Source organism: Microbacterium sp. NPDC087591, from assembly GCF_044743625.1.
GTDB lineage: Bacteria > Actinomycetota > Actinomycetes > Actinomycetales > Microbacteriaceae > Microbacterium.
This window is the reverse complement of the sequence record NZ_JBIUWU010000001.1, coordinates 373,440-391,485: the sequence shown is the minus strand read 5'-3', so window position 1 is coordinate 391,485 and position 18,046 is coordinate 373,440. Positions and strand designations below refer to the sequence as shown.

At 69.6% G+C, this 18,046-nt stretch carries 16 protein-coding genes; 11 read left to right on the top strand and 5 right to left on the bottom strand.

What is annotated here, in order from left to right; genetic code table 11:
• Nucleotides 1-25: 25 nt before the first annotated feature.
• Nucleotides 26-1,453, top strand: a complete 1,428-nt coding sequence (locus ACIOVG_RS01855; protein WP_400868478.1) for an APC family permease — start codon at nt 26-28, stop codon at nt 1,451-1,453.
• A gap of 72 nt (nt 1,454-1,525) precedes the next feature.
• On the opposite strand, the gene gdhA is transcribed toward ACIOVG_RS01855, so the two are convergent.
• Both gdhA and ACIOVG_RS01845 read right to left on the bottom strand, forming a co-directional pair.
• On the bottom strand, nt 1,526-2,893 hold the full coding sequence (gene gdhA, locus ACIOVG_RS01850; RefSeq protein WP_400868476.1) for an NADP-specific glutamate dehydrogenase: 1,368 nt from the start codon (nt 2,891-2,893) through the stop codon (nt 1,526-1,528).
• A 125-nt stretch (nt 2,894-3,018) separates the two neighbouring features.
• Entirely contained in the window at nt 3,019-5,736 is a 2,718-nt protein-coding gene (locus tag ACIOVG_RS01845; protein WP_400868474.1) for a phosphoenolpyruvate carboxylase, read from the bottom strand.
• 140 nt (nt 5,737-5,876) lie between these two features.
• Here ACIOVG_RS01845 and ACIOVG_RS01840 point away from each other — a divergent pair, with 140 nt between their 5' ends.
• The 4 genes from ACIOVG_RS01840 (at nt 5,877) to ACIOVG_RS01825 (ending at nt 10,170) form a co-directional block, all read left to right on the top strand.
• The gene (locus ACIOVG_RS01840) at nt 5,877-7,043 is read left to right on the top strand and encodes a Na+/H+ antiporter NhaA (RefSeq protein WP_400868472.1); all 1,167 of its coding nucleotides are present in this window, start codon (nt 5,877-5,879) and stop codon (nt 7,041-7,043) included.
• Nucleotides 7,044-7,141: 98 nt separating this feature from the next.
• Nucleotides 7,142-7,747, top strand: a complete 606-nt coding sequence (locus ACIOVG_RS01835; RefSeq protein ID WP_400872653.1) for a MazG family protein — start codon at nt 7,142-7,144, stop codon at nt 7,745-7,747.
• Between the two features lie 70 nt (nt 7,748-7,817).
• On the top strand, nt 7,818-9,086 hold the full coding sequence (locus ACIOVG_RS01830) for a histidine--tRNA ligase (protein ID WP_400872650.1): 1,269 nt from the start codon (nt 7,818-7,820) through the stop codon (nt 9,084-9,086).
• Between the two features lie 259 nt (nt 9,087-9,345).
• Nucleotides 9,346-10,170 carry an SGNH/GDSL hydrolase family protein gene (locus ACIOVG_RS01825; RefSeq protein WP_400868470.1) on the top strand — a complete coding sequence of 275 codons (825 nt, stop codon included), beginning with the start codon at nt 9,346-9,348 and terminating at the stop codon, nt 10,168-10,170.
• Here the strand turns inward: ACIOVG_RS01825 and ACIOVG_RS01820 are convergent.
• Nucleotides 10,124-10,666, bottom strand: a complete 543-nt coding sequence (locus tag ACIOVG_RS01820) for a VOC family protein (protein WP_400868468.1) — start codon at nt 10,664-10,666, stop codon at nt 10,124-10,126. The genes ACIOVG_RS01825 and ACIOVG_RS01820 overlap by 47 nt on opposite strands.
• Before the next feature lie 108 nt (nt 10,667-10,774).
• Between ACIOVG_RS01820 and ACIOVG_RS01815 the strand changes: the two genes are divergently transcribed.
• Nucleotides 10,775-11,554, top strand: coding sequence for a helix-turn-helix domain-containing protein (locus ACIOVG_RS01815; RefSeq protein ID WP_400868466.1), 780 nt, complete (start codon nt 10,775-10,777; stop codon nt 11,552-11,554).
• Nucleotide 11,555: 1 nt separating this feature from the next.
• Here the strand turns inward: ACIOVG_RS01815 and ACIOVG_RS01810 are convergent, their stop codons facing one another.
• A complete protein-coding gene (locus ACIOVG_RS01810) occupies nt 11,556-12,791 on the bottom strand; it encodes an APC family permease (RefSeq protein ID WP_400868465.1) in 1,236 nt (411 codons plus the stop codon).
• 49 nt (nt 12,792-12,840) lie between these two features.
• Nucleotides 12,841-13,311, bottom strand: coding sequence for a PaaI family thioesterase (locus tag ACIOVG_RS01805; protein ID WP_400868463.1), 471 nt, complete (start codon nt 13,309-13,311; stop codon nt 12,841-12,843).
• 100 nt (nt 13,312-13,411) lie between these two features.
• On the opposite strand from ACIOVG_RS01805, the gene ACIOVG_RS01800 reads away from it, so the two are divergent.
• From ACIOVG_RS01800 to eno, 5 genes are all read left to right on the top strand, one after another.
• Nucleotides 13,412-13,762, top strand: coding sequence for a GntR family transcriptional regulator (locus ACIOVG_RS01800; protein ID WP_400868461.1), 351 nt, complete (start codon nt 13,412-13,414; stop codon nt 13,760-13,762).
• Nucleotides 13,759-14,784: a DUF1648 domain-containing protein gene (locus tag ACIOVG_RS01795; RefSeq protein ID WP_400868459.1), complete on the top strand. Its 1,026-nt coding sequence runs from the start codon at nt 13,759-13,761 to the stop codon at nt 14,782-14,784. Before ACIOVG_RS01800 ends, ACIOVG_RS01795 begins: the two co-directional genes overlap by 4 nt.
• A 3-nt stretch (nt 14,785-14,787) precedes the next feature.
• Nucleotides 14,788-15,741, top strand: coding sequence for a lysostaphin resistance A-like protein (locus ACIOVG_RS01790; RefSeq protein WP_400868457.1), 954 nt, complete (start codon nt 14,788-14,790; stop codon nt 15,739-15,741).
• Nucleotides 15,742-15,795: 54 nt separating this feature from the next.
• Nucleotides 15,796-16,455 carry an O-methyltransferase gene (locus tag ACIOVG_RS01785; protein ID WP_400868455.1) on the top strand — a complete coding sequence of 220 codons (660 nt, stop codon included), beginning with the start codon at nt 15,796-15,798 and terminating at the stop codon, nt 16,453-16,455.
• A 156-nt stretch (nt 16,456-16,611) separates the two neighbouring features.
• Nucleotides 16,612-17,892, top strand: a complete 1,281-nt coding sequence (gene eno, locus ACIOVG_RS01780) for a phosphopyruvate hydratase (RefSeq protein WP_400868453.1) — start codon at nt 16,612-16,614, stop codon at nt 17,890-17,892.
• The last annotated feature ends 154 nt before the right edge of the window (nt 17,893-18,046 follow it).

Below are 18,046 nucleotides of genomic sequence, written 5' to 3'. Positions count from 1 at the left end.
ATGCGCTGTTCCCCGAGGAGTACACATGGCCACGAAGACCAAGCCGCTCGCCCAAGGAGGCGGGACGCTCAAGCGTAATCTCGGACTGTGGGCCATCGTCGGCCTCGGTCTGGGGTACATGACCCCGACCGTCGTCTTCGACACGTTCGGCATGGTCGCCCGCGACACCGACAACGTGGTGCCCGCGGCGTACCTGGTCGCCCTGGTGGTGATGGTGTTCACGGCGATCAGCTACGGCAAGATCTCCAGCGCCATCCCGAGTGCAGGGTCCGCCTACACCTACGTGCGCGAGTCGATCCACCCGAACCTCGGCTTCATGGTCGGCTGGACCTCGCTGATCGACTACGTGCTTCTTCCCATGGTCAACTGCCTCATCATCCGCAGCTACCTCGAAGCCCTGTTCCCCGACATCCCCGGCTGGATCTGGGTGGTGATCTACTGCATCCTCGTGACCAGCATCATCTACATGACGATGCGCGGCACCTCGAACCTCAACATGATCCTGCTGGTCTTCTCGATCGTGGTCATGATCGTGTTCGTCGTCCTGGTGATCGCGCAGCTGATGCGCGGCGAGGGAGCGGCGACCGTCGCCTCGATGACCCCGTTCTTCCACGACGGCGCCACCATGGGCGCGGTGCTCATGGGCGCGACCATCGTGTGCTTCTCGTTCATCGGCTTCGACGCGGTCACGATGTACGCGGAGGAGGCGAAGGACCCGAAGATCATGCCGAAGGCCATCCTGCTGACGGTGCTCCTCGGCGGCGCGATCTTCCTGATCGCCGGCTACCTCTCGCAGCTGCGCTTCCCCGATTGGAACGAGTTCGCCCCGGGCGGCGACATGCAGTTCGTCGAGGACTCCACCCTCCCGATCATCGGCAACCTGGTCGGCGGTCCGGTGCTGATGGCCGTGCTGACCGCCGCGGGCTTCTGCGCGACGCTCGCCTCGGGTCTGGCGTCGCACGCCTCGGTCTCGCGCATGCTGCTGGTCATGGGCCGCAACAACGTGCTGCCGCAGAAGGCGTTCGGCTACATCAACCCGCGCACGCACACGCCGACGTTCAACATCGTGCTGGTCGGAGCGATCTCGCTCCTCGCGATCCCGTTCACGCTCGAGCTGATCGCCGCGTGGATCAACTTCGGCGCACTGATCGCCTTCACGTTCGTCAACATCTCTGTGATCGCCTGGTTCGCGATCCGCAAGGGACGTCGCAAGACCCCCGGCGACATCTTCACCTACATCGTGATGCCGGGCATCGGCATGGTCCTCACCGGACTCCTGTGGGCGAACCTGCATGAAGATGCCCTGCGCGGCGGTCTGGTCTGGACCGCGATCGGCCTGGTCTACCTCGCCATCATCACGAAGGGCTTCCGCAAGAAGGTCGTCGCCTTCGACGAGAACCAGGCCGTGACCGGTTTCAACAAGGTCGTCAAGGTGCCGGTCGACGAGAGCTGACGCGACATCCCGAAACAAGAAGAGCCGCCTCCCGAGAAGGGAGGCGGCTCTTCCGCGTGAATCGGTCGCTGATCAGATGACGCCCTGGGCGAGCATCGCGGCAGCCACACGCTCGAAGCCGGCGATGTTGGCACCGGCGACGTAGTCGCCCGCGACATCGTGACGCTCGGCCGCGTCGAAGGCGGCGCGGTGGATGTCGGCCATGATCTCGCGCAGCTTGTTCTCGCTGTCGCCGAAGGTCCAGCGCTGGCGCGAGGCGTTCTGGCTCATCTCCAGTGCGGAGGTCGCGACGCCGCCGGCGTTGGCCGCCTTGCCCGGTGCGAACAGCACGCCGGCCTTCTGGAACGCCTCGACGGCCTCGGGGACGCACGGCATATTGGCGCCCTCGGACACGGCACGCACGCCGCCGGCGATCAGGGCCTCGGCATCGGCGAGGCTGACCTCGTTCTGCGTGGCGGAGGGCACGGCGATGTCGACCGGCACCTCCCAGACGCTGCCGCCCTCGACGAAGCGGGCGCTGGGGCGACGGTTCGCGTACTCGACGATGCGGGCGCGCTCGACCTCCTTGAGCTGACGGAGCAGGTCGAGGTCGATGCCGGCGTCGTCGACGACGTAGCCGGAGGAGTCGGATGCCGTGACGGCGGTCGCGCCGAGCTGGGTCGCCTTCTGGATCGCGTAGATCGCGACGTTGCCGGATCCCGAGATGCCGACGCGCTTTCCGTCGAGCGAGTCGCCGTGGACGGCCAGCATCTCCTGCGCGAAGAACACGGCGCCGTAGCCGGTGGCCTCCGTGCGCACCTCGGCGCCACCCCAACCGGTGCCCTTGCCGGTGAACATGCCGGACTCGTGGCGGTTGGTGACCTTGCGGTACTGACCGAAGAGGTAGCCGATCTCGCGGCCGCCGACGCCGATGTCGCCCGCGGGAACGTCGGTGTGCTCGCCGAGGTGACGGTACAGCTCGTTCATGAACGACTGGCAGAAGCGCATGACCTCGGCGTCGGACTTGCCGTGCGGGTCGAAGTCCGACCCTCCCTTGCCGCCGCCGATGCCCTGTCCCGTGAGCGCGTTCTTGAAGATCTGCTCGAAGCCGAGGAACTTGATGATCGAGAGGTTCACCGACGGGTGGAACCGCAGGCCGCCCTTGTACGGGCCGAGCACGGAGGAGAACTGGATGCGGTAGCCCCGGTTGACCTGCAGACGGCCGGAGTCGTCGACCCACGGCACGCGGAACATGATCTGGCGCTCCGGCTCGACCAGGCGCTCGAGGATACCGCCGTCGATGTACTCCGGGCGCCGCTCGAGCACCGGGGCGATCGAGTGCAGCACTTCATGCACGGCCTGGTGGAACTCCGGCTCGTGCGGGCTGCGCGACAGGACGGTATCGAACACCGTCTGCACGGACGGGGCGAGCGGATGGAAGGCAGGGGTCGTTGCGGTCACGCGGATGATGCTTTCTGATGGGGGATGGTGGTGCAGGCGATCGTGTCGCGTGATGCGGCGCCGGATCGGGCGCGAGTTTTCACTCTAGCGGGCACGCCGGAACCGTCGGCTCGGACGGCTGAGTGTCACCCGGTATTCTGCAGGCCCGCCGCCACGCCGCTCACGGACAGCAGCAGAAGGCGCTGCTGTTCGGCATCGGCGCCGGAGCCCGTCGCCTCGGTGTCGCCCGCCGAGCGCAACGCTCGCAGCGCCCGCAGCTGCAGGAGCGAGAGGGCGTCGACGTAGGGGCTGCGCAGCTGCACGGCGCGCTGCAGGACGGGCTTGCCCTCCAGCAGACCTTCGCCACCAGTGAGGCGGATCACCCACTCCCTGGTGAGCGCGAGCTCATCGAGCACCAGCGCGGCGAGGTCGTCGCGGTCACCGAGCGCGAGGTACTGCCGGGCGATGCGCTCGTCGGTCTTCGCGAGGCTCATGGCCACGTTGTCGATCATGGTGCGCAGCAGCGGCCACTCCCGGTAGGCCTCGACGAGCAGCTCCTCGTCGCCGACGGCCTGGAGCGCCGTACCCAGGCCGAACCAGCCGGCGAGGTTGATGCGTGCCTGGGTCCACGCGAACACCCACGGGATCGCTCGCAGATCCTCAAGCGATTCCACCGAGAGTCCGCGTCGCGCCGGCCGGGAGCCCAGCGCCAGCAGACCGATCTCCTCGAGCGGGGTCACGGTGGCGAACCACGGAGCGAAGCCCTCGGCCTTCACGAGCGAGAAGAACCGCTCGCGCGATGCCGTGTCCATGGTGGCCGCGACCTCGGCGTACCGCGCCGCTGCGCCGCTGGTGCGCTTCTCGACCGTCGGCGAGGAGGCCAGCAGCGTGGCGGCGGCGACCTGGTCGATGTGGCGCATCGCGATGGCGGGCTCGCCGTAGCGCGCGAAGATGACCTCGCCCTGCTCGGTGAGCTTGAAGCGGCCGTCCACCGAGTGCGGGGGCTGCGCGAGGATCGCGGAATTGGCCGGTCCGCCCCCACGGCCCAGGGCGCCACCTCGTCCGTGGAACAGGGTCAGCTCGATGTCGGATTCCTGCGCCCACAGCGCGATCTTCTCCTGCGCCTCGTAGAGCGCGAGGTTGGCGGCGACGGGACCGACGTCCTTCGAGGAGTCGGAGTAGCCGAGCATGACCTCCAGCTTGTTACCGGTCTCGGCCATGCGCGCCCGGAACTCGGGGAAGGTCACGGCCTCGGCGAGGATCTCGGGCGCGGCCTGCAGATCGGCGAAGGTCTCGAACAGCGGAACGACATCGAGCACAGGGGCGTCGTCGCCGAGCGCGTGCTTGGCGAGCCGGTGCACGTTCGCGAGGTCGGAGGCCGCCTGCGTGAACGAGACCACATACCGTCCTGCCGCGCGGAGACCACGGTTGCGCTGGATGTCGGCGATCACACGGAAGACCTCGAGCACCTCCTCGGTCTGCGCGCTGATCGCCTCTCCGGCCTCGAGCTCGGCGAGCGCCTTGGCGTGCACCTGGGAGTGCTGACGCACCTCGAGCTCCGTCAGATGGAAGCCGTAGGTCTCCACCTGCCAGATCAGGTGCTGCACGCCGCCGAAGGCATGGCGCCGCGCGCCGCTGGCCGCGAGTGACGACTGCACGCTGCGCAGGTCGGACAGGAGTTCCTCGGGCCGCGAGTAGCGCAGTTCGCCCTCTCCGTGCCTGGTCGCGGCGACGCGGCGGGCGAGCGCCAGGAGCACGCGGCGGTGCGGCTCGTCGGGCGAGCGGGTGGCGAGCTCGCCGGCGATGCCGGGCTCTGCCGCGGCGAAGCGCTCCCACAGGGCGATCACCTCGGCGCTGGGGGGAGTGCCCTCCGCGTCGAGGGTCAGTGTGCGGCCGATACGCTCCAGGGCGCGCTCGAGCCCGCGGAGCACGTGGTCGGCCGCGATGTCCGACGCCTCACGCGTGACCGACGCGGTGACGAACGGGTTGCCGTCGCGGTCGCCGCCGACCCAGGAGCCGACCCTCACGAACGCGGGGACGATGGGCGCGCTGGAGCCGGAGTCCTCGCCGCGGAGCGCGTCGTCGATGCGACGGTACACATGGGGGACGGTGGTGAAGAGCGTCTCGTCGAAGACGCCCATCACGGTGCGCACCTCGTCCGTCGGAGAGGGCTTCTGGGAGCGCAGCGGAGCGGTGCGCCACAGCGTGTCGATCTCCTCGAGCATGCGGCGCTGGGCGCGGTGGGCTTCGGCGCCGCCCGCGCTCGCCGCATCGTGCTGCGTCAGCAGGTCGGAGAGGCGGCGGATGCTCGACGAGACCGCGCGGCGGCGTGCCTCGGTCGGGTGCGCGGTGAAGACCGGGTGGAAGCGGAGACCCTCCAGGCGACGGCGTGCCTCATCGTCGCCGACCTCGCTCTTGAGCCGCGCGTACGCGGTGGCGACCGTGTCTGCCGTCCTGTCCTGGGTTCCTGAGCCCGCCGAAGGGCCCGGCTGGCCCGCCCGCTCGCGCAGCACGCGCACGCGCTGGTGCTCCTCGGCGAGGTTGACCAGGTGGAAGTAACAGGTGAAGGCGCGGGCGACCTCGTCGGCCCGCGCGACCGTGAACGACTCCGCGATCGCGGCGGCACGGTCGAAGGCGTCCGGCGTCTCCTCGTCGTACGCCTGGATCGTCGCGAGTCGCAGGCGCTCGACGTCTTCGAACAGGTCGTCGCCGCCGGCTTCGCGCAGCACCTGTCCGAGCAGGACGCCGAGCATCCTGACGTCGTTGCGCATCGCATCGGGAATGCCGCGGCCGGCCTCGAAGCGGCCGATCACGCGGATGGCCTCGGTGTTCGTGGGCTCGGGGAAGGTGTGTTCGGGGGTCACGCTTCGAGCGTATCCCGGCTCGGAAGCGTGGATGACACGCATGACAGGACGTGACACGCGGCGACCGGTCCCCGGGTAGCCCGGTGAACGATTGGCCCGGTACCACGTGCGCCGACGTCCGCCGACCTAGCATGGAGGCGATGCGCATCTCAGCGAACCCTCTCCGCGGGCAGCAGTTCCCCGCCGTCCTGCTGCTCCTGGCCGGGGGGCTCGGCCTCCTGCTCGCCAATCTGCCCGCGCATGATGCGGTCGCCGCCGTTCTCGATCTCCACATCGCGGTGCCGGGCACGGGGCTCGACCTCTCGATCGCGCACTGGGTCTCGGACGGACTGCTCGCGGTGTTCTTCTTCGTGGTGGCGATCGAGCTGCGGTACGAGCTGACGCACGGTGAGCTCGACTCTCCTCGCAAGGCCCTGCAGCCGGCGATCGCTGCGGGCGGCGGGGTGCTGGTCCCGATCGTGGTCTATCTGCTGATCGCCGGAGGCGACGCGACCGCGCAGGGCTGGCCGATCCCCACGGCGACCGATATCGCCTTCGCCCTCGGCGTGCTGGCGATGTTCGGTCGAGGCCTTCCGTCCTCGGTCCGGGTGTTCCTGCTGGCGCTCGCGATCCTCGACGACATCATCGGCATCATCTTCATCGCCGTGCTCTTCGCGCATGACGTGCAGTGGCTGCTGCTGGCGCTCGCCGCGGTGGCGGTGGCGGCGTTCGCCGTGCTGAGCCGGATCGCGAGCGCGCGAGCGCGTCCGATCGTCGTGGTCGCCATGATCATCGTCGGCATCGTCGCCTGGGGTCTCGTCGCCGCATCCGGCATCCACGCCACCATCGCAGGTGTGCTGCTCGGGCTCGTGATGGCTCCGGCCCCTGCGGAGCGCACCCGGCACGCGCTGGAGCCTCTGGTGAACGGGGTGATCCTGCCGGTGTTCGCCCTGGTGGCCGCGTTCGTCGTGATCCCGGCGCTGTCTCCGGCCGAGCTGTCTCCGGCGTTCTGGGCGATCGTGGTCGCACTCCCGGTGGGCAAGATCATCGGCATCACGTTGTTCGGCTGGGTGGGTATGCGCCTCCGCCCGAAGGGGGCCGCCCCCGCGCTGCCGTTCGGCGACCTGCTCGCGGCGGGGGCGCTGGGTGGCATCGGCTTCACGGTGTCGCTGCTCCTGGCCAACCTGGCGTTCGCGTCGGATACATCGATCCGCGACCAGGCGATCCTCGGTGTGCTGGTCGGCTCGCTCCTGGCGCTCGTCCTCTCCGCGGTGCTGGTGTCGCTGCGGGCCCGTTCCTATCGGCGTCTGTCGGCGGCGGCCTCATGACCGCGTCGTCCGAGCCGTCTCTCGAGCAAGGAGAATCCGTGTCGACGAAGACGGAGAACGCACATGAGTACGACCCGTTGCGTGCGGCGGCCGAGACCATGCGCGCCGTGCGCGAGCGGTGCGTGTGGTCGCAGCGCATCACCCACCGCGACCTCGTGCCCTATCTGATCGAGGAATCCCACGAGGTGATCGACGCTGTCGAGAGCGGAACACGCACCGATCTGCGGGAGGAACTCGGCGATCTGCTCTGGCAGGTGCTGTTCCACTCGGCGATCGCCGCGCAGGACCCGGACGATCCGTTCGACATCGACGACGTGGCCCGCACGCTGACCGAGAAGATGGTGCGGCGGCATCCGCACGTCTTCGCGGATGCCGTGGCGCGCACGCCGGACGAGGTGCTGGTCCACTGGAACGCCGCGAAGGCGGCCGAGAAGCGCACCAGGAGCAGCGTCCTCGACGGGGTGCCACGGGGGATGCCGGCGCTGGCCCTCGCGCAGAAGCTCGTCGGACGCGCCGCCGGGGTGGGCGTGGCCGTGCCCGCGTCGACGACGGAGGCCGGGCCCACCACCGAGGCCGAGCTCGGCGATGCGCTGCTCGCCCTGGTCGATCGCGCCCGCACGAACGGCTGGGATGCCGAGCGCGCCCTGCGCGAACGGCTGCGCACTGTCGAAGCCGACGTACGCACGGCGGAGTCCGCCGGCTGAGGCCGCGACACGGCGGCCTCGGCAGACCTGGGAAGATGGTTCCGTGGCTACTGTGAACCCGCCGCGCGGCATGCGCGACATCCTCCCCGCCGACAAGGCCCGCCGTGAGCGTGTGCTCTCCGTCATCCGCGAGCGCTACCTCGCCCATGGATTCGACGAGATCGAGACCCCGGTCGTCGAGGAGTACAGCCGTCTGCACGCCGGCATCGGTGGAGACAACGAGAAGCTCGCTTACAACGTGCTGCGCCGCGGTCTCGATGCCGAGGCGATCCGCAACGCGGCCGACGATCCCGCTGCCCTCTCCGACCTCGGGCTGCGCTACGACCTGACGGTTCCGCTGGCTCGCTTCTACGCCAGCAACCGCGGACAGCTCCCCGCTGTCTTCCGCTCGATCCAGATCGGAGCGGTGTGGCGGGCCGAGCGTCCGCAGAAGGGCCGCTACCGCCAGTTCGTGCAGTGCGACATCGACATCATGGGCGACGACTCCTCGCGCGCCGAGGCCGAGCTCATGGTCGCCTCGCTGGACGCGGTCGATGCGCTCGGGCTCGACGGTGCGACTGTGCGGATCAACGACCGACGTGTGTTGGACTGGATGCTCGACAGCTTCGGCTTCGCCGCCGAGGAGCGGCCGGGTGTGCTCATCACGATCGACAAGCTCGACAAGATCGGGCCGGACGGTGTGGCCGCCGAACTGCGCGAGCGCGCCCTTCGTCAGGCTCAGGAACCGGATCTCCGGCCAGTCGACGCGTTCGAGGCCTTCCTCCGTCGCCCCCAGACCATGGAGTACCACCCGTTCGGGGAGCGCCAGATCCGCAAGGCACTGCCCGAGAACGCGCCGGACGAGATCGTCTCGCACCTGGTCGGCATCGGCGAGGCCGTCGCAGCGGGGCGCGGGCAGTCCGACATCCCGCTCGTCTTCGACCCGTTCCTTGTGCGCGGCATGGGCTACTACACCGGCACGATCTTCGAGCTGGCGCACCCTTCCGTCGACTACTCGCTCGGTGGCGGCGGGCGCTACGACGGCATGATCGGCCGCTTCCTCGGCCAGCAGGTGCCCGCCGTCGGGTTCTCGCTCGGCTTCGAACGTCTGGTCGACCTGGTCACCGCGGGAGCGGATGCCGAGGCGCAGGCGATCGTCCTGATCCACGATGCCGATGTGCCGGTCGCCGAGCTTCTGGCTCACAAGACCACGCTGATCGGCACGGGTGCCCGGGTGCGACTGGAGCGTCGCACCAAGAACCTCAAGGCGCTGCTCGAGCGGGCATCCGCCGAGGGCTACACCGGTTTCGCGACGGTCAGCGCTGGCGCGGCCGACCTCGAGGTCAAGCCCCTGAGTTGACCTGGCCGCTGCTCGGTGCCGGTGCCCGGTCGTCGGCGCGCCCCGGCGCTGTGCCGGTGCACGGTGCTCCGCGCCCCGTGCCGATTGCAGGAGATCGTGCGGTCTGCAGGATCATCTGACGGCGTTTCCTCCGGCATCCGGCGCTTCCTCCTGCAGGTGGCGCCGGATGCCGGATGCCGGATGCCGGATGCCGGACGCGCGCCGTCGCGCGCAGGATGCCGTTCACGACGCGTTCACGCGGACGCGGTCGAATCGGGGCATGGGTCGAACGCGCCTCGTGGTCACGGGAGTGATCGTCGCCGTCTCCGGGCTGCTGGTCGGCGGGCGGATGCTGCTCACGCGTCAGGCGGCGATCGCACGCCGCAGGATCGGGAAGCCGCTCGGTGAGGACTCGCTCGATGCGGACCGGGTCTGGCGCCCCTCGTTCGAGGGGGAGCCGATCGAGCTGCTGCTGCTGGGCGATTCACTGGCAGCGGGACTCGGCGCTGCGAAGCGCAAGGAGACGCTCGGAGGCCGCCTCGCCAAGGGACTCGGCCGGCGGATGCACCGGCCGGTTCGGCTGCGCACCCTCGCCGTCGTCGGCTCGGAGTCGCCCGACCTCGATGTCCAGATCGATGCGCTTCCCGCTGAGGCGAGGGTGCACGTCGCGGTGATCGTCGTCGGCGGCAACGACGTGACGCATCGGCTGCCGGTCGCCGTCTCCGCGAGCCATCTGCAGAGGGCGGTCGTCCGGCTGCGGGAGCGGGGAACGGAGGTCGTGGTCGGCACGTGCCCGGATCTCGGTGCGCTGCGGGCGGTGCCCCAGCCGCTGCGGCGACTGGCGTCGAGCCTGTCCCGACGCCTCGCCGACGTGCAGACGGAGACGGCACTCCGTGCCGGAGCGGAGCCCGTGGACCTCCGTCGCGCCGTCGGCCCGCTCTTCTTCGACGAACCGGAGGAGATGTTCAGCATGGACCGGTTCCACCCCAGTCCGCTCGGCTACCGGCGCACCGCCGAGGCGCTGCTTCCTGCGGTGCAGCAGGCCGCGGAGACGGCGCTCAGCTCGTCGCGTCCGTCGGAGTCGCGTCCGTCGGAGCCGCGCTGAACGCTGCCGCCCACTCCGCGACGCGCCTCGCGCTCTCCTCGTCGGACAGGTCCTCCACTCGGGTCATGATCGACCAGCGCACCCCGAACGGGTCGCGGATGCTCGCGTAGCGGTCGCCCGACACGAAGTGCGATGGGGCCTCACGCACCGTGGCCCCGGCCTCGACGGCGCGTTCCACGACTGCATCGACGTCCGGCACGTACAGTCCCATCGAATAGCAGTCGTCGTCGCCCGCAGGGGAGGGGACGAGGTGGTACTCCGGATTCGGATCGCCGAGCTGCAGCATGCCGGTGCCGAAGTCGAGATCGGCATGGGCGACGACACCGCCGAACTCGGTGACATCCACGACGCGGGCGCCGAACACGTCGCGATAGAACTCGATGGCGCGCGCCGCATCGGGGATCGCGAGGAAGGGCGTCAGCGACGTCGCGCTGTGCGGACGCCCCGCGGTCGTGTGGGTGCCGGTGACGCCGGTGGTGGGGATCTCAGTGCTCATGAGCCCACGGTAGGACCGGGAGGATGCCGCGGGCTTGAAGATCCGCGACAGACCTCACCCGCCTGTGAGGGGGACGCGGATGTCCCTGGGGAACCCTACGCTGAGCGCATGGTGAACTCATCCGGCGGCGTGCTGTATCCGAAGCGCCTGCCGGAGTTCCACCGTCTGCCGGCGACCGGTGCTGCGGCGGATCTCGTGGCGTGGTTCTGGATCCCGGAATGGGATATCGAGCCGGGAAGGTTCTCGCGTCAGGAGATCGTCGGGTATCCCGCGCTCAATCTGGTGGTCGAGCACGACGGAGTCGCGCTGTCGGGGCCGACGACGCGCGCGTCGCATCGCGATCTGCGCGGGCGCGGCTGGGCGGTGGGGGCGCTCCTGCGACCCGCGGCGGTGGCGGCCCTGGTGGATGACCCATCCGCATTGGTCGACACCGCGCGCGCCCTGCCGGAGCCGTCGCTCCACGCCGACGTGACGGCGGCGATGGCGTCGGGGGCGGGGCATCGGGAGCGCGCCGTCGAGTCGTTCTCGCGATGGCTCGTGGAGCGCGTCGGCCCTCTGGACGACTCCGCGCGCCAGGCGAATGCACTCGTCGACGTCCTCGGGGGAGCGGGGGCCGCACTCACCCCCGTGGAGGCGGCGACACGGCTCGCGGTGTCGGTGCGCACGCTGCAGCGCATGGCTCATCGCTATGTGGGTGTCTCGCCGGCCGCGATGATCCGTCGCCGCCGTCTCCAGGAAGCGGCGCAGCTGGTGCGCGAGGATCCACGCCCGGATCTGGCGGCGATCGCTGCCGAGCTCGGATATGCCGATCATGCGCACCTCACCCGCGACTTCCAGTCCGTGCTGGGTCTCGCGCCCCGCAGCTACCGGGCCGGACTGAGCGAGTAGGTCAGGTGCGCGGGCGCTGCACGCGCATCCGCACCAGCCGGTACACGACTCCGGCCACGATCACCGCGGTGCCCACGAGCGAGGCGACGACGGGCAGCGTGTTCACCAGGAGCAGGCAGCCGAGAGCGCCGAGGACCTGCAGGGCGCGCGGGTACCGACGGGCCGCACCCTCCTGACGGAACGCCGCCGCGTTCGCGATCAGGTAGTACGTGAGCACGCCGAACGAGGAGAAGCCGATCGCTCCGCGCAGATCGGCCACCAGCACGATGGTGATCACGAGCAGGGCGATCGCGATCTCGGCTCGACGCGGCACCTGCCAGCGTTCGTCCACCTTCGCGAAGAAGCTCGGCACGTCGCGCTCCCGTGCCATCGCGAGGGTCGTCCGTCCGATGCCGGTGAGCAGAGCGAGCAGCGCCCCGAGTGAGGCGGCAGCCGCCGCGATCCGCACGAGCGGCTCCAATGGCGCCCATCCCACCGCCGCGACGACGTCGGCCAGTGGAGCGGTGCTCGTGGTGGCGCTCTCGCCGAGCACGGTCAGCACGGTGATCCCGACCAGCGTGTAGACGACCACGGCGCCGGCGAGGGCGAGGGTGATCGCCCGGGGGATGGTCCGCGCCGGATCGACCACCTCCTCGCCCATGGTGGCGATGCGGGCGTATCCGGCAAAGGCGAAGAACAGCAGCCCGGCGCCCTGAAGCACGCCGTACGCCGAAGCGCTCTGCAGGCTGATCGGTGCCGTGACGGGGGAACCCGCGAGGCCGAACGCGACGACGACGGCGAGTCCGAGCAGTGAGCACGCCACGAGGATGCGGGTGAGCAGCGCCGTGCGGGTCACCCCGAAGCAGTTGACGGCGGCGAGGGCGGCAACGGCCAGCCCTGCCACGGCGGGCTGCCATCCGGGCGGTGCGGCATAGGCGGCGAAGGTCATCGCCATCGCCGCGCAGCTCGCGATCTTGCCGACCACGAAGCTCCAGCCCGCGATGAACCCCCACCACGGTCCGATCTCCGCTCTGGCATAGGCGTAGGTGCCGCCGGCGACCGGATGCGCCGCCGCCAGCTGCGCCGATGCGGTGGCGTTGCAGTACGCGACAACGGCGGCGATGGCGAGGGCGATCAGCACGCCGCTGCCCGCGACGCCGATCGCCGGCGCCCACACCGAGAAGACTCCGGCGCCGATCATCGATCCGAGACCGATGGCCACGGCATCGCCGGTCTTCAGTCGTCGCGCAAGGGGCATCCCGCCATCGTGGCACGCGCCGGTGAACGGCAGGTGATCAGTCGGGCGCTCAGCTCCGAGACGAAGTGACGCGTTTCTTCTCGCGGATGTAGACCTCGCGCCGCACCTTCGCGACGACGTCGCCGTCACGGTCGGTGATCACGGTCTCGAACCACTCGAGCACCTTGGCGCCGCCGTGGGCCCGTTCGCGGATCGCCTCGGCCCTCTCCTTCGAGACCTCGAACTCCGCCGTGAGCACCCCACGTCCCGGCTTGAGGAACTCGATCTCTCCACGTGTATCCCACACCACGTAGTCGCGCCCGAGCTGGTGCATCACCAGCATGAAGAAGTACGGATCCGTCATCGCCGACATCGACCCGCCGAATGCGGTCTTGACGTAGTTGCGGGTGAACACGTTCACGTGCAGCTCCACTGTCGCGTGCGTCCAGTCCTCGCTGAAGCGGCGGATGCGGATGCCGCTGAACAGGTTCGGGACCCACAGGCTCATGCCGACGGCGAGACGGCGGGGTGTGATGCGCATGGCGTCAGTGTGGCCCAACAGGTCGTCGCGGTGTAGTCGAGTGGAGGGTTGCCACAATTGTTCTAGTTTCACTAGAATTAAGCCAATTAGTGGAGGACGGATGCTGATCAAGGTCGACATGAGCAGTGGGGCCCCGCTCTACGAGCAGGTCGCGGCATCCGTGCGGGCCGACATCGTCGCCGGCCGCGTGTCGCCCGGCGATCGTCTGCCGTCCGCACGTGAACTCGCCGACGCCCTGGAGATCAACCTGCACACGGTGCTCCGCGCCTACCAGCAGCTCCGCGACGAGAGCCTGATCGACCTGCGTCGTGGCCGGGGCGCAGTGATCTCCGCATCCGCAGCCCCCCTCGCCGAACTGTCGCAGGACATCTCCGCGTTGGTCGCGCGCGCCGCGGCACTCGGACTCTCTCCCACCACCCTCGCCGCCTTGATCAAGGAGACAGCAGCATGAACGCCGACATCCGCCGTGCCCGTCGCGCCTTCTGGTGGGTGGGGGTGATCATCCCTTCCGCCATGATCGCGCTGTCGGCCGTCGTCGTCCTGGCCTGGCTGCCCGAGATCCCGGATCCATCGGCCATCCACTGGGGGACGGACGGCGTGAACGGCTACGGTCCCCGCTGGATCCACCTGGTCATCCTCATCGGCATCGGTGGCGGCATGATCGCCCTGTTCTCCTTCATCGCCCTGCTCGCACACCGGATGCCCAGGGGTGGCGGAGAGCCGGCGCCGGACGGCCCGCAGTGGTCGGCGACAGCGCGCTTCCTCGGCGCGGCCAACCTCGCCACCGCCGGATTGATGTCGCTCACTGCGCTGGTCTCTGTCGGTGTGCAGCGGGGGCTCGCGGATGCCGCGGATGCCGCCGACATCGGCCCCTGGGTCTTCATCGGCTTCGCCCTCATGCTCGGACTCGGGGTCCTGGGGTGGTTCCTCCAGCCGCCGTTCGCTCCGTCCGCTGGTCCGTCCGACGCTCCGGCGACGCCCATGCCGTTGGCAGATCATGAGCGCGCGGTGTGGATCAAGAGCGTGACGATCGCGCGTTCCGGCCAGATCGTCCTGGGCGTCGGCGTCTTCATCAGCATCGCCATGGCCGTGCTGCTGCTGGCGCAGGGTGTCGCCGCCTGGTGGATCACCGCAGCCGTCGCCCTGTTCTTGGTCGGCGCGGTCGCGACCTCGCTGTCGTTCCGGGTGCGGGCGAGCGCCGCCGGGCTCCAGGTCCGCTCGACCGTGGGCTGGCCGAAGATCGAGATCCCCGCGGGCGAGATCGCGAACGTCCGGGCCATCCGCATCGATCCCTTCGCCGAGTTCGGCGGCTGGGGGTACCGCATCGGGACGGACGGTCGCCGCGGTGTCGTGCTGAGGGAAGGCCCTGGGCTCGAAGTGACGCGCACAGACGGACGCCGCTTCGTGGTGACGGTCGACGACGCGGAGACAGGGGCGGCGGTCCTCGCGACCGCGGCCCGGAAGGAAGGCTGACCCATGACCGATTCCCTCGAGGCCAACGCCCGCCGCGTCCCTTGGCTCGCCGTGATCGCATTCGTCGTGCTCGCGTGCGGATCGGCCTGGCTCGTCGCCCTCCCGCTCTGGCTCGGAGACGGCCTGGCCGAGCCCCTCACACCTGTGCTGCTTCCGGTCATGATGTGGACTCCGGCGGTCGCCGCGCTCATCGTCACCTTCGCGCTGCGCAGTCCCGCGCGGGGCGACCGCGTGCGGTTCCTGGGTCTCTGGCCGCTGCGGCCAGCGAAGCGCGTGATCTGGATGCTCTTGCTCGCCTGGCTCGTGCCACCACTGCTGGTCGGCGCGAGCATCCTGGTGGCCGCGGCACTCGGCTTCGTGACGCTCGATCCCACGTTCGCAGGGCTGTCCGCTCAGCTGGCGGCGGCGCTTCCCGAGGGGACTCCGATGCCGCCCGTCGAGGTCGTCGTGGTCGCGCAGCTCGCGATCATCCCCGTCGGCGCACTCTTCAACAGCATCTTCGCCTTCGGTGAGGAACTGGGGTGGCGCGGATGGCTGGTGCCGGCGCTGCGGCCGCTTGGCACCTGGCCGACGCTGCTCATCAGCGGAGTGATCTGGGGTTTCTGGCATAGCCCCGTGATCCTCCTCGGCTACAACTTCGGCCGCACCGACATCACCGGCGTGCTGTTCATGATCGGCGGCTGCGTGGCGTGGGGCATCCTGTTCGGCTGGCTGCGCCTGCGCTCCGCATCCGTGTGGCCCCCGGTGATCGCCCATGGATCGCTGAACGCAGCCGGCGGACTCGTTCTGGTCTTCGCCGCGTCGCAGCCCGACATGGCGCTGGCCGGACCGCTCGGTGTCGCCAGTTGGATCGTGATCGCCGTCGTGGTGCTGGTGCTGGTGCTGACCGGGCAGTTCCGCCAGCAGCCCGAGCTGGCGGACACCCGGGGGCGCCTGCTCTCGCCGCCGCGCTCCTGACCGCGTCGGCGGGATGGCCTTGACGCCCCTCCCGCCGCGGGGTTTGCTGGGCAGATGGAACCCACCGCCGATGCCTGGTCCCTCACCGATGCCTACCTCACCGAAGTCCTGATCGGCCATGATCCCGCGCTGGAGGCCGCGCTCACAGCGCAGCGCACGGCGGGGATGCCCGCCATCGAGGTCGCTCCCGTCGCGGGAAAGCTGCTGCAGCTGCTCGCCCGTATCAGCGGAGCTCGTCGCGTGCTCGAGATCGGCACCCTCGGCGGCTACTCCACGATCTGGCTCGCCCGCGCCGTGGGCCCGGCGGGAAAAGTTGTCACGGTCGAGGCGGAGGCGGCCAACGCCGCTGTCGCCCGGGCCAGCATCGATGCGGCAGGGGTCGGTGACCGCGTCGACATCCGCATCGGACGAGCAGCCGATGTGCTGCCCACGCTGGTCGGCGGATTCGACCTGGTCTTCATCGACGCCGACAAGGAGTCCAACACGATCTACCTCGACTGGGCGGCGAAGCTCGGACACCCCGGCACTGTCGTCGTGCTCGACAACATCGGCAGGGAAGGCGAGATCGTGCGCGACGACTCCGACGACTCGAAGGTGATCGGCACGAGGGACGGACTGCGGATGCTGGGGGAGGACCCGCGCTTCGACGCGACCGCCCTGCAGACCGTCGGTGCCAAGGGGTGGGACGGCGTCGCGCTCGCCGTCGTCCTCTGAGCATCGATCCCGTCTCGCTGCGGCTACTCGATCCCCGCGCCGCGGTGGGGCCCTGTCTCCCAGGGAAGGTCCCTGAGCCCGTCGAAGGGTCGGGCTAGACTGGGCGCGGATCGACGACGCTCCACACAACGTTTTCCCTGAGCAAGGAGCACATCAGTGGCACTGATCGAGGCTGTAGGCGCACGCGAGATTCTGGACTCGCGCGGTAACCCGACCGTTGAGGTGGAGGTGCTCCTCGACGATGGCATCGTCCAGCGGGCGGCCGTTCCGTCCGGCGCGTCCACGGGCGCGTTCGAGGCGTACGAGCTGCGCGACGGCGACAAGGGCCGTTACGGCGGAAAGGGCGTGCTCAAGGCCGTCGAGGCCGTCATCGACGAGCTCGGCCCGGCACTCGAGGGCGTGGAGGCGAGCGAACAGCGCATCGTCGACGAGATCCTCAACGAGGTCGACGGCACCGAGAACAAGAAGCGCGTCGGCGCCAACGCGATCCTCGGCGTGAGCCTCGCCGTCGCCAAGGCCGCCGCCGATTCCGCAGACCTGCCGCTGTTCCGCTACCTCGGTGGCCCGAACGCCCACGTGCTGCCCGTTCCGCTGTTCAACGTCATCAACGGCGGCGAGCACGCCGACAACGGCATCGACATGCAGGAGTTCTTCCTCGCCCCGATCGGCGCGGACACCTACTCCGAGGCCCTGCGCTGGGGCGTCGAGACGTACCACGTGCTGCGCGCCGAGCTCAAGGCTGCCGGATACGCGACCGGCCTCGGCGACGAGGGCGGCTTCGCCCCCGATCTGCCCAGCAACCGCGAGGGCCTCGACTTCCTCGTCAAGGCGATCGAGAAGGCCGGCTTCACGCCGGGGACCGACATCGCGCTCGGCCTCGACGTCGCGGCGACGGAGTTCTTCAAGGACGGCGTCTACCGCCTCGACAACAAGGACTGGGACGCCGCGGCGCTCACCGAGTACTACGTCGGCCTCGTCAACGACTTCCCGATCGTCACGATCGAGGACGCCCTGGCCGAGGACGACTGGGACAGCTGGAAGCTGCTCACCGACGCGCTGGGCTCCAAGGTGCAGCTGGTGGGCGACGACCTGTTCGTCACCAACCCGCAGCGTCTCGCCGACGGCATCAAGCGCGGCGTGGCCAACTCGCTGCTGGTCAAGGTCAACCAGATCGGCACCCTGACCGAGACGTTCGACGCGGTCAGCCTGGCGCAGCGTTCGGGCTACACGGCGATGCTCTCGCACCGCTCCGGCGAGACCGAAGACACCACGATCGCCGACCTGGCCGTCGCCACCAACGCGGGTCAGATCAAGGCGGGTGCTCCTGCACGCAGCGAGCGCGTCGCGAAGTACAACCAGCTCCTGCGCATCGAGGAAGAGCTCGGCGACGCCGCGGTCTTCGCCGGTCGTTCGGCGTTCCCGCGCGCCAAGGCCTGAGCGCAGCCGAGACGGAAGCAGCCGCGCAGCGGCAGAAGATGGAGCTGCTCGCGCAGCGGGGATGTAACCGCCAGCGCAGCGGATGAACGAAGCCACCAGCGCAGCGGATGAACGAAGGAGGGGCCGTGGTACGACGACCGGCTCCTCCTTCGTC